Source organism: Caballeronia sp. LZ029 (assembly GCF_031451275.1).
GTDB lineage: Bacteria > Pseudomonadota > Gammaproteobacteria > Burkholderiales > Burkholderiaceae > Caballeronia > Caballeronia jiangsuensis.
In genome coordinates, this window is record NZ_JARUXO010000004.1 from 1224163 (window position 1) to 1236238 (window position 12076).

Here is a 12076-nt window from a genome sequence, read left to right on the forward strand (position 1 = left end):
CTCTACTTCCCGATCACATCCCTGAACCACCGCGGATGATGCTTCCTCGCCCATCCATACGTGACCGTGCCGCGCGTCATCGCGCCGATCGACCCTTTCACCCACAGCGCGGCGTAGATATGCACGATGATCGACACGATCAGCACGAACGCCGTCGCCGCATGCACGACCGACGCGATGCGAATCACCGTGATCGGAAAATAGAACGCGAAGTACGCGCGCCATATCACGATCCCGCTCAGCAGCAGCAGCACGAGGCTCGCGACCATCACGAAGAACAGCAGCTTCTGCCCCGCGTTGTATTTGCCGATTTCCGGCAGACGATCCTCGCGATTGGTGAGCACGTCGTTCATCTGCTTCATCCACTGGATGTCGTTCCGGTCCAGATAGTTGTGATGCCAGAAGCGCAGCGCGAGGATCAGGAACGAGATGAACATCACGCAGCCCACGAACGGATGCAGAATGCGCGTCCACTGCCCGCCGCCGAAAATCGCATAGAGCCATGACATCGACGGATGGAACATCGCGAGCCCGGAAAGCGCGAGCAGCACGAACGTGATCGCGGTGATCCAGTGATTCGTGCGTTCGTTCGGCGTATAGCGCACGATCAGACGATGGCCCTTCACGTCACGCAGTTCGCTATCGTGTTTCATCTTCGCGCTCCTGTCCGCCTTCCCGCCGACGCCGCATCTCTTCCGCTTCGCGGTGCGCTTCCAGTTCGTCTTCCTCGCTGACTTCGTTCGGCCCGATGCGCGTGTAATGGAAGAAGCCCGCGAGCGCCGCCAGCGCGATGCCCGCCATCGCGAGCGGCTTCGTCACGCCCTTCCAGATCGACACGAGCGGGCTGATGTGCGGGTCTTTAGCAAGCCCGTGATACAGCTCCGGCTGATCGGCGTGATGCAGCACGTACATCACATGCGTGCCGCCCACGCCCGCCGGATCGTATAGTCCCGCGTTCGCGAAGCCGCGCTCCTTCAAGTCTTCGATACGCTCCGCCGCCTGCGCCTGCATGTCCACCTTGGTGCCGAACATGATCGCGCCGGTCGGGCACGTCTTCACGCACGCGGGTTCCTGTCCGACCGCGACGCGATCCGAGCACAGCGTGCACTTGTACACGCGATGATCTTCCTTCGAGAGCCGCGGAATGTTGAACGGACAGCCGGTGATGCAATACCCGCAACCGATGCAGTTCTCCTCGTGAAAATCCACGATGCCGTTCGTGTACTGCACGATCGCGCCCGGCGACGGACACGCCTTCAGACAGCCCGGATCCTCGCAATGCATGCAGCCGTCCTTGCGGATCAGCCATTCGAGGTCGCCCTTCGGATTCTCGTATTCGGTGAAGCGCATCACCGTCCACGAATGCTCCGTGAGGTCGCGCGGGTTGTCGTAGACGCCGGTCGTGTGACCGATGTCGTCGCGCAGGTCGTTCCACTCCATGCAGGCCGTCTGACACGCCTTGCAGCCGATGCACTTCGACACGTCGATGAGTTTCGCCACCGTCCCCGTGACCGGCTCGCGCACCTGCGTCTGCGGCACGGTCGTCGCCGAGAGACGCTTGATATCGAGCGATTGCAGAGCCATCTCGTCCCCCTTATGCCTTCTCTACCTTCACGAGAAACGACTTGAACTCGGGTGTCTGCGAGTTTCCGTCGCCCACGGAAGGCGTGAGAGTGTTGACGAGATAGCCCGGCTGCGCGAGGCCCTTGAAGCCCCAGTGCAACGGCAGGCCGACGGTGTGCACCTTCTTGCCCTCCACCATCAACGGCTTGATGCGTTTGGTGACGAGCGCCACCGCGACGATATGCCCGCGATTGCTCGACACCTTCACGCGATCCCCCGCGACGACGCCCACTTCCTTCGCATGCTCCTCGCCGATCTCCACGAACTGCTGCGGCTGCACGATCGCGTTCAGGCGCGCGTGCTTGGTCCAGTAGTGGAAGTGCTCGGTGAGCCGGTAGGTGGTCGCGGTGTTCGGGAACTTGTCGGCGGTGCCGAACGCGGCGCGATCGTCCGGGAATACGCGCGCGGCCGGATTGCTCGTCACGGCCTTGTTGTCCGGGAAGAACGGGTTGTAGCCGAGCGGCGTTTCGAACGGTTCGTAATGCGCGGGGAACGGTCCTTCGTTCATGCCGTCGCGCGCGAAGAAACGCGCTACGCCTTCCGGGTTCATGATGAAGGGGCTCATGCCCTTGTCCGGTGGCTCGTCGGCCTTGAAGTCGGGGATGTCCGCGCCCGTCCATGCGCGTCCGTTCCACGCGACGAGCTTTCTCGACGGATCGAACGGCTTGCCGTTCACATCGCACGATGCGCGGTTGTACAGCACGCGGCGGTTCGCCGGCCATGCCCACGCCCAGCCGAGCGTCTGGCCGATGCCCGTCGGGTCCGAGTTGTCGCGCCGGCCCATCTGATTGCCCGCCTGGGTCCACGAGCCGCAGAAGATCCAGCAACCGCTCGCGGTCGAGCCGTCGTCGCGCAGTTGCGCGAAGCTCGCGAGCTGCTCGCCGCGTTTCGCGAGCACTTTCGTCTGATCGGCGGGATCGGTGACGTCGGCGAGCGCGCGGCCGTTGAACTCCATCGCCATCTCTTCGGGCGTCGGGCTTTCCGGGTCCGCATACGGCCACGTCATCTTCAGGATCGGATCGGGATACTTTCCGCCCTTCTCCTGATACGCCTTGCGCATGCGCAGCCACAGGCCCGACATGATCTCCAGGTCGCTCTTCGCCTCGCCGGGGGGCGTCGTGCCCTGCCAGTGCCATTGCAGCACCCGCGACGAACTCACGAGCGAGCCGCGCTCTTCCGCGAAACAACTCGTCGGCAGACGGAAGACTTCAGTCTGGATTTTCGACGCATCGACATCGTTGAATTCGCCGTGGTTCTTCCAGAACTCCGACGTTTCCGTCGCGAGCGGGTCCATGATGACGAGCCACTTCAGCTTCGACAGACCCAGCCCGATCTTCGCCTTGTTCGGCGCCGCCGCGAGCGGATTGAAGCCCTGGCAGATATAGCCGTTCATCTTGCCCGCGGCCATCAGCTCGAACACCTGGAGCATGTCGTAGGACTTGTCGAGCTTGGGCAGGTAGTCGAATCCGAAGTTGTTTTCTGCCGTCGCGTTGTCGCCCCACCACGATTTCATGAAGCTCACGTGGAACGCGCGATAGTTCTTCCAGTAGCTCAACTGATTCGGCCGCAGCGGCTGCGCCGCGCGCTTCTTGATGAACGCCTCGTAGTCCTGTTCGCCTTCCATCGGCAAGGTCATGTAGCCGGGCAGCAGGTTCGACATCAGGCCGAGGTCCGTCAGGCCCTGAATGTTCGAATGCCCGCGCAGCGCGTTCATGCCGCCGCCCGCGATGCCGATGTTGCCGAGCAGAAGCTGCACCATCGCGCCCGTGCGGATCATCTGCGCGCCGACCGAGTGATGCGTCCAGCCGAGCGCATAGAGGATCGTGCCCGCGCGATTCGGCGCGGCGGTCGTCGCGAGCATCTCGCATACCTTGAGGAACTTGTCGGTCGGCGTGCCGCAGACTTTCGTCACCATCTCGGGCGTGTAGGCGGCGTAATGCTGCTTCAGCAGGTTGTAGACGCAGCGCGGATCCTGCAACGTCGGATCGGTCTTCACGTAGCCGTCGTCGCCGCGCTCGTAGTCCCAGCTCGATTTGTCGTACTTGCGTTTTTCAGCGTCGTAGCCGGAGAACAGGCCGTCCTTGAACGCGAAGTCCTCGCGCACGATGAACGACATGTCCGTGTAATTCTTCACGTACTCGTGCTGGATCTTGTCGTTCGTGAGCAGATAGTTGATGACGCCGCCCAGGAACGCGATGTCCGTGCCGGTGCGAATCGGCGCGTAGAAATCCGCGACCGATGCCGTGCGCGTGAAGCGCGGGTCCACGACGATGAGCCGCGCACGCCGATGCGCCTTCGCCTCGGTCACCCACTTGAAACCGCACGGGTGCGCTTCGGCTGCGTTGCCGCCCATCACGAGAATCAGGTCCGTGTTCTTGATGTCGACCCAATGGTTCGTCATCGCTCCACGGCCAAACGTCGGGGCAAGACCTGCCACCGTCGGGCCATGTCAGACACGCGCCTGATTGTCGAATGCGAGCATCCCCCAGCTACGCACGGTCTTGTGCGTCAGATAGCCGACCTCGTTGCTCCCCGCCGACGCCGCGAGAAAGCCCGAGGTCAGCCAGCGATTGACCTTCTTGCCGTCGGGCGTGGTCTCGACGAAATTCGCATCACGATCTTCCTTGAGCAGCACGGCGATGCGGTCGAGCGCCTCTTCCCACGAGATGCGTTTCCACTCGTTCGACCCCGGCGCGCGATGCTCGGGATACAGCAGCCGGCTCGGGCTATGAATGAAGTCGATGAGCGAGGCGCCTTTCGGGCAGAGCGTGCCCCGATTGACCGGATGATCCGGATCGCCTTCGATATGGATGATGCTGGCCTTCGCATTCTTGGCGTTGTCGCCGAGGCCGTACATCAGGATGCCGCACCCGACCGAGCAGTACGGACAGGTATTGCGCGTTTCCGTGGTACGCGACAGTTTGTACTGCCGGACTTCGGCAAGCGCGGGTGCCGGAGAGAAGCCCATTGCCACCAGGCTCGAACCGGCCAGCGTGCTCGCGGAGACCTTCAGGAACTGTCGCCGTGACATCTGGAGCATGATTGCCCTCGACGCGTCGTAAAGTGGGTTTCTAGAGTATATGGTGACCGATTACATCTCGCAGACGGGTTGACACGGTGTTTGCACCAATGCGCCCGTGCGCCGACACAAACCTCGCTCGTTTAGCAAATCGCAGGCCCGCTTGCGCATGTTCTGGAATGGAACGTGCTCGCTCGGATGAACATTGCCGGGCATCCGCGCTCCATCATCGAATCGAATCGAGAGGTCGTCATGAGTTCCGTGTCCACGCAGAAGATCGAAGCGGTCGTGAAAAAAGATGCTTCCTGGGTGCTCGGCGCGCTCAAGCAGTTCTCGGAAAACCGCTGCGCCGCGATGGCCGCGAGCATCGCCTTCTACTCGGCGTTCTCGCTTGCGCCCACACTGGTCATGGTGATCGCCGTCGCGGGCTGGGTGTTCGGGCCGGAAGCCGCGCGCGGGCAGCTCTTTCATCAGGTGAACGGACTCCTGGGCGATCAGGCCGCCTCCGGCGTGCAGAGCATCGTCGAGAATGCGCATCGCAGCGGCGGGACCGGCATCGCCGCGATCATTTCGTTCGTGCTGCTGGCGGTCGGCGCGTCGGCGACGTTTTCATCGCTCAATACGGCGCTCAATATCGTCTGGCCGATGACCGGCGAACAACGCTCCAGCGTCATGGCGATGGTGCGCGTGCGGCTCGTGTCGTTCGGGCTCGTGCTCGGCGTCGCGTTTCTGCTGATCGTTTCGCTCGTGCTCGATACCGCGATTCAGGCGGTCGGCATGTGGCTGTGGGCGAATTCGCCGTTCGTGATCGTCGGCGATGTCGTGCAACTCGCCGTCGGCCTCGCGATTCTCACGGTCGCGTTCGGCGCACTGCTCAAGTTCTTGCCCGATGCCCCGGTGGAATGGCGCGATGCGCTCGTCGGCGGGCTCGTCGCCGCGCTGCTGTTCTCCGCGGGCAAGAAGCTGTTCGCGCTGTATCTGACGCACGCGGGCACCGCGAGCGCGTTCGGCGCGGCGGGATCGCTCGCGGTGCTCCTGATGTGGCTGTACTTCTCCGCCGCCGTGCTCCTGCTCGGCGCGGAGTTCTCGGCGGCGCGCGCGCGTCTGCACGATCCGCGCGGCGCGTGGGGACAGCAGAACAACGGCCGCGTGCCGCCCGGAAGCCGCGCGAAGATCGGCTCGATGCTCGCCGCATCGACCCGCTCCGCGACGCCGCTTGCCGCCGGCGCATCGACGGCCGCGCCGGTCACGCCGGCGGGCGCTCGCGTGGATGCGCCGGTCCCGGCGAGCGCGCGACGCGCGATCGGCGCCCGCGCGCAGCACGCGCAGCAACTGACGGGACAGGCGCGCAAGAAGGTGTCCGCCGTGGCGCGTGCGCTGGAGTTGTCGCGCAAGCTGGCGCGGGCGGAATCGACTGCGACTCGCGTCACCGCGCTCGCGATGGTCGGCGCCGGCCGCAAGGCGTCGAATGCAAACGCGGCGGTGCGGCGGCATCCGTGGCGCGCGGTGCTTTTCGCGGCGAGCGCGGGAATGGCGGTTGCGCTTTTGTCGCGGCGCGATTCCGCACGCGAGGATGCATCGGACTTTCGAAACTGACTTTCGCGCGCTGCAACACGGCTGTCCATCCAATCCGAAAAATCAGCCGTCGAGAAAGCGGTTTGTTATTTGAATCGAGCGTAATCGAATATCGCTGCTAAAAATCGCTATTCGAATGTCCGATTGCGCGCGGAACTTTTCCAAGACACGCCTGTCTCCCAAAATTCGTTTTTAGACTGCCGGAGAACCTTTACAGGCGGGCGTCCGACCTGAGTGTGTGTTTTTCGAGACAGTCAATATTTTTTCGTTTCTTAAGTTACGAAACGTTGCGTTATTCTCTGCGCCGGCAACAACGATTTTAATCATTCGCGTGGAGAATTCGATGAAACGAATCGCACTGACGTCCCTCTCGCTGGCGCTCCTCGGCGCAGCAGGTGCGGCGCAAGCACAAAGCAGCGTCACGCTTTATGGCGTGATCGACACTGGCCTCGCTTACGTGAGCCACGCCAACGAAAACGGCGACCATCTGTTCGGCATGGTCAACGGCACGCTCTCCGGCCCGCGTTGGGGCTTGAAGGGTCAGGAAGACCTGGGTGGCGGCCTGAAGGCAATCTTCCAGTTGGAAAGCGGCTTCGATCCGGGCACGGGCCAGTCGAACCAGGGCGGTCGCCTGTTCGGCCGTCAAGCGTTCGTCGGTTTGAGCGGCAACCAGTGGGGTACGGTCACGTTGGGTCGTCAGTATGACCCGTCGGTGGACATGGTTCAGGGCCTCACGGGCGACAACTACTGGGGCGCAGCGTTCGCTACGCCGGGCGACGTCGACAACTACGACAACAGCCTGCGCGTGAACAACGCCGTCAAGTACGTTTCGCCGGTGTTCGGTGGCTTCCAGTTCGAAGGCATCTACGGCTTCAGCAACCTGGCGGGCACGACCGGCCAGGGCCAGACCTGGGGCGGTGCGGCAACGTACGGCAACGGTCCGTTCTCGATCGCGGCCAGCTACTTGTACGTGAACAACCCGTCGGCGAACCGCGCGACCGGCTGGAACAGCCCGTCGTCGGACTCGCTGTTCAACACGGTGATCAACGCCGGCTACGACACGGCCCACGCGATCGGTATCGCGCGCGGTGCAGGCCAGTACGTGTTCGGTCCGTTCACGGTCGGCGCTTCGTACAGCTTCGCGCAGTACAAGAACGACGGCAACTCGACGTTCCGGGAACAAGAGAAGTTCAACGTGGCCAACACGTACCTGAACTTCCAACTGACGCCGGCAACGCTGCTCGGTCTGGGCTACACGTACACGCACGCAAGCGGCGACACCTCGGCGAACTACCACCAGGTCAGCCTGGGCGCCGACTACTCGCTGTCGAAGCGCACCGACGTCTACGCTGTCGGCGCCTATCAGCACGCGAGCGGCACGCAGCGCAACGCGGACGGCACGACGCAAGAAGCGCAAGCCTCGATCAGCGACTTCGGTTTCGCCAGCGGCCGCAGCCACCAGGAACTGGTGCTCATCGGTCTGCGCCACAAGTTCTAAGAACAACCGACTGGCGCGGCACGCAAGTGCCGCGTCGGGAGGAACGCAGTACGCTCGAACAGCCATCGGTTTTCCGATGGCTGTTTTTTTTCGTGCTCGCGATTGTTAAGTCAGAGTTGCGGCGCGTTGCCGTTCTTTTCGACGTCTTCCGCGAGTGTCTGCGCGGGTGCGCCCGGGCACGGCAGGTCGCCGATGACGAGCCGCGGAACCGTGCTGCGCGTTTCGCGCGGGCGCAGCGGGACGTTGTCGAGCTCGGTCCAGGAAGGGTTCGGAATCTCGCCGAAAAGCTGCCTCAGACGCTCGCCCCACGTCTTGTTGATCATCTGGTAATAGGCGCTGTTGTTGTCGAGCGTGGCGAAACGCGTGACGCGCAGCGAGTCCTTTTCATAGACCAGCAGATCGAGCGGCAGACCGACAGAAAGATTCGAGCGCAGAGTCGAATCCATCGAAATGAGCGCGCATTTCGCGGCTTCGTCGAGCGGCGATGCCGGCGTGATGACGCGATCGATGATCGGCTTGCCGTACTTCGATTCGCCGATCTGAAAATACGGCGACACGCGCGTCGATTCGATGAAATTGCCGGCCGCGTAGATCATGAAGAGACGCGGCGGCTGGCCGCAAATTTGTCCGCCGAGGATGAAGCTGCAATTGAAGTCGACGCTGAACTCCGCGAGCGACAGCGCATCGCGCCGATGCACCTCCCGCACCGCATCGCCGACGATACGCGCCGCTTCCGCCATCGTCGGCGCGCTGTAGAGCGTGGGTGCGCCGGGATCGGTCGGTTCCGCGAGCAGATGCGTCACGGCCTGGGTCAGCGCGAGATTGCCCGCCGCGAGCAGAACGATCACGCGCTCGCCCGGTTGTTCGAAAACAACCATCTTGCGCGCGGCGCTCACGTGGTCCACGCCGGCGTTGGTGCGCGTGTCGGACAGGAACACGAGTCCCTCGTCCACGCACATGCCCACGCAATAAGTCATGTCAATCGATCCTGAAACAAGCAAACCCTCATTGTACTGAGCGCGAACGCGCGTCGCATCCCTCCCGTTACTGATCCCACAGCGTGTCGATGCCGACATGCACCGAGAGCGTCTCCTCCTTGCCGCCCACGCGCGAGCCGCGCACGGGCGCCGCCGCCTCGTAGTCCCGCGCCACCGCGAGCCGGCAGTGACGCTCGCCCGCGAACGCGCCCTGCGTCGCATCCAGCGACACCCAGCCGTGCTCCACCCAGACATCGGTCCATGCGTGCATCGTCACGGCTTCGTCCGTGCCAGCGTCGAAATAGCCGCTCACGCAGCGCGCGGGCACACCTCGCGCACGGCAGCACGCGAGCAGCAGATGCGCGAGATCGCGCGCATCGCCGAGGCCGCTCGCGAGCGCCTGCGCGGCCGTGCCCGCGGCATACGCCGGCTCGCTGCGATACTGCACGCTTTCACCGATGCGCTCCGCCAGCGAGACGAGCGACGCGGGCGTATCGAGCGACGGCACGCTGTGCGCGAGCGCGCGGATCGCGGCATCGGGCATCGTGAGCGGCGTCGCGCAGGTGAAATGCTCGAGCGGAATCGGCCCGGCTTCGTCGAAGAGACGGCCATCGGGCAGCGCTTCGGTCGCGACTTCGCCCGTCACGCTCACGTGAATCTCGCTGTGCGGCTTCGTCAGCACGAGCGTGTGCAGCGCGTTGCCATAGGCGTCGCGCGCAGCATCGAGCTTGCCCGGCGCTTCGACATGCCAGTGCCGCACGATCTGCGAAGCCCCGCTTGCCGGACTCACGCGAAACTGCCGGATCGAATACGTCACCGGCGTGGCGTAGTGGTAGCGGATGTCGTGGCGTATGGTCAGCAGCATGATTCACGCAATCTGCAACATGAGGAAAGTGTGCATCACGCGCAGGCCGAGTTCATCGACGCGCTTCAGGAACTGCGTGAGCCACGCGTGCACGCCCGTCTCCAGAATCAGCCGGATGTCGGAGTACAGCACGTCCGCGCGCAACTTGCCCGCGAAGCGCTCGCAATCCTTCGACGCATCCGTGCGCAGCTTCGCGAGCGTATCGCAGACGCCATCGAGCGAGGCAAGCAGCGAGCGCGGCATCTGCTCGTTGAGAATCAGCAGTTCGACGACGCGCGCCGGCGTCACGACATCGCGATACACCTTGCGATAGATCTCCAGCGCCGACACGGAACTGAGAATCGACGTCCAGTAATAGAAGTCTTCGAGCTGGCGCGCCGCCTCGCGCGAGTTGGGCGTCGCGTCGGCGAAGCGCACATCGAGAATGCGCGCCGTGTTGTCCGCGCGTTCGAGATAGGCGCCGAGTTGCATGAAGAAGAACGCGTCGTCGCGCAGCGCGGTGCCCTGCATCACGCCGCGGCACAGATTGGAGCGGTACTTGACCCATTCGAACAGCGCATCCGGGCCCGTTTCGAGCTCCCGGTTCGCGAGCCGCTGATTGAATTCGAGCCACGTGAAGTTGATCGTCTCCCAGCCTTCCGTCGTGAGCGTGCCGCGCACCGCGCGCGCGTTCTCGCGCGTCGCCTGCAAACACGAGAGGATGCTCGACGGATTGCGCGCATCGGCGACCATGAAATGCAGCATGTCGTCGCGCGAGGACGATCCCGGATGACGCTCGTCGAACATCTCCTCCAGCTCGGATATCTTCAGCACCGAGCGTTGCCCGCGCGCCTCCTGTTCGGGCGTTTGCGGCAGGAGCGCGCCTTCCATGTCGATGTCGAGCATGCGCGCGGTGTTCTCCGCGCGTTCCATGTAGCGCGCCATCCAGAACAGGTGATCGGCAGTGCGGCTCAGCATGAGGTCATGTGCGGTGAGTGAATCAATCGACCATCCAGGTATCTTTCGTCCCGCCGCCTTGCGACGAATTGACGACGAGCGAGCCTTCCCGCAGCGCGACGCGCGTGAGGCCGCCCGCGCACATCGACACTTCGCGGCCGGAGAGCACGAACGGCCGCAAATCGATATGACGCGGCGCGATGCCCGCGTCCACGAAGGTCGGGCAGGCGGAAAGCGCGAGCGTCGGCTGGGCGATATAGCCTTCGGGCCGCGCGAGCAGCAGCAAGCGGAACGCCTCGATCTCGTCCTTCGTCGATGCCGGCCCGACGAGCATGCCGTAGCCGCCCGCGCCGTGCACTTCCTTCACGACGAGCTCCGGCAGATGCGCGAGCGTGTACGCGAGATCGTCCGGCTTGCGGCACTGATATGTGGGCACATTGTTGAGGATCGGTTTCTCGCCGAGATAAAACTCGATCATGTCGGGCACGAACGGATAGATCGATTTGTCGTCGGCGATGCCGGTGCCCATCGCGTTCGCGAGCGTCACGCGGCCCGCGCGATACGACGTCAGCAAGCCCGGAATGCCGAGCGCCGAATCCGCGCGGAACGCGAGCGGATCGAGAAAGTCGTCGTCCACGCGGCGATAGATCACGTCGACGCGGCGCGGCCCGTGCGTCGTGCGCATGAAGACGTAGTTGTCGTCGACGAAGAGATCCTTGCCTTCGACGAGCTCCACGCCCATCTGCTGCGCAAGGAACGTGTGCTCGAAGTAAGCCGAGTTGTACATGCCGGGCGTCAGCACGACGACGGCCGGATCGTCGACACCTTCGGGCGCGATCGAACGCAGGGTCTCCAGCAGCAGATCGGGATAATGCGCGACCGGCGCGACGCGGTTCTGCACGAACAGTTCGGGGAAGAGCCGCATCATCATCTTGCGGTTTTCGAGCATGTACGAGACGCCCGATGGCACACGCAGATTGTCTTCGAGCACGTAGAACTCGCCCGCGCCGCCCGCGCGCACGACATCGACGCCCGCGATATGCGCGTACACGTCGAGCGGCACGTCCACGCCCTGTATCTCCGGCCGATACTGCGCATTCGTATAGACCTGCTCCGCGGGAATGCGCCCGGCGAGCACGATATCGCCGTTGTGATAGACATCGTGCAGAAAGAGATTGAGCGCCTGCACGCGCTGCCGCAGACCGGCTTCGAGCACGCGCCATTCGTCGCCGGGAATGATGCGCGGAATCATGTCGAAGGGAATCAGCCGCTCGGTGCCGGACAGGTCGCCGTTCACCGCGAAGGTGATGCCGACGCGCCGGAACAGCACGTCCGCCTCCGCCCGCTTGCGCGCGATCGTCTCGGGGCTCTGCATTGCGAGCCAGCGCGAAAACCGTGCGTAGTGACGGCGCACGGAGTCGTCCTGACGCATTTCATCGTAGATCTGCATCATTGCGTCCTTCGCGTTGTTTCAGCGGCTTTTTCGCAGTATCGAACGAAAGCACTTCGCGCGTGCGAATTTTTTAACGTGCCGCGATGGTGCATGCCCGTTTGCGCTAGACTCGGCGTTCATGCTCAACGTT

General features: G+C 63.6%; 9 protein-coding genes. 2 read left to right on the forward strand and 7 right to left on the reverse strand.

All coding sequences use genetic code 11. The annotated features are described in order from the left end of the window. Positions 1-2: 2 nt before the first annotated feature. The 3 genes from QCE73_RS31655 to fdnG are packed head-to-tail and all read right to left on the reverse strand — an operon-like array spanning position 3 to position 4663. The gene (locus tag QCE73_RS31655; RefSeq protein ID WP_035509275.1) at positions 3-653 is read right to left on the reverse strand and encodes a formate dehydrogenase subunit gamma; all 651 of its coding nucleotides are present in this window, start codon (positions 651-653) and stop codon (positions 3-5) included. After that, positions 640-1584 (reverse strand): formate dehydrogenase subunit beta, encoded by a 945-nt coding sequence (fdxH, locus tag QCE73_RS31660; protein WP_309885003.1) that lies wholly within the window; start codon positions 1582-1584, stop codon positions 640-642. Before fdxH ends, QCE73_RS31655 begins: the two co-directional genes overlap by 14 nt. Positions 1585-1594: 10 nt before the next feature. After that, on the reverse strand, positions 1595-4663 hold the full coding sequence (gene fdnG, locus QCE73_RS31665) for a formate dehydrogenase-N subunit alpha (protein ID WP_309885004.1): 3069 nt from the start codon (positions 4661-4663) through the stop codon (positions 1595-1597). Between the two features lie 231 nt (positions 4664-4894). Between fdnG and QCE73_RS31670 the strand changes: the two genes are divergently transcribed. Continuing rightward, positions 4895-6238, forward strand: a complete 1344-nt coding sequence (locus tag QCE73_RS31670; protein WP_035509355.1) for a YihY/virulence factor BrkB family protein — start codon at positions 4895-4897, stop codon at positions 6236-6238. 322 nt (positions 6239-6560) lie between these two features. Next, entirely contained in the window at positions 6561-7715 is a 1155-nt protein-coding gene (locus QCE73_RS31675; protein ID WP_309885005.1) for a porin, read from the forward strand. Positions 7716-7825: 110 nt separating this feature from the next. Here the strand turns inward: QCE73_RS31675 and QCE73_RS31680 are convergent, their stop codons facing one another. The 4 genes from QCE73_RS31680 to QCE73_RS31695 all read right to left on the reverse strand — a co-directional run bounded on the left by QCE73_RS31680 (position 7826) and on the right by QCE73_RS31695 (position 11943). Beyond that, positions 7826-8692, reverse strand: a complete 867-nt coding sequence (locus QCE73_RS31680) for a proteasome-type protease (protein WP_075583951.1) — start codon at positions 8690-8692, stop codon at positions 7826-7828. 67 nt (positions 8693-8759) lie between these two features. Beyond that, a complete protein-coding gene (locus QCE73_RS31685; protein WP_309885006.1) occupies positions 8760-9557 on the reverse strand; it encodes a transglutaminase family protein in 798 nt (265 codons plus the stop codon). A 3-nt stretch (positions 9558-9560) separates the two neighbouring features. Then, positions 9561-10514: an alpha-E domain-containing protein gene (locus QCE73_RS31690; protein WP_035509292.1), complete on the reverse strand. Its 954-nt coding sequence runs from the start codon at positions 10512-10514 to the stop codon at positions 9561-9563. Between the two features lie 22 nt (positions 10515-10536). Continuing rightward, a complete protein-coding gene (locus QCE73_RS31695; RefSeq protein ID WP_309885295.1) occupies positions 10537-11943 on the reverse strand; it encodes a circularly permuted type 2 ATP-grasp protein in 1407 nt (468 codons plus the stop codon). Positions 11944-12076: the final 133 nt, after the last annotated feature.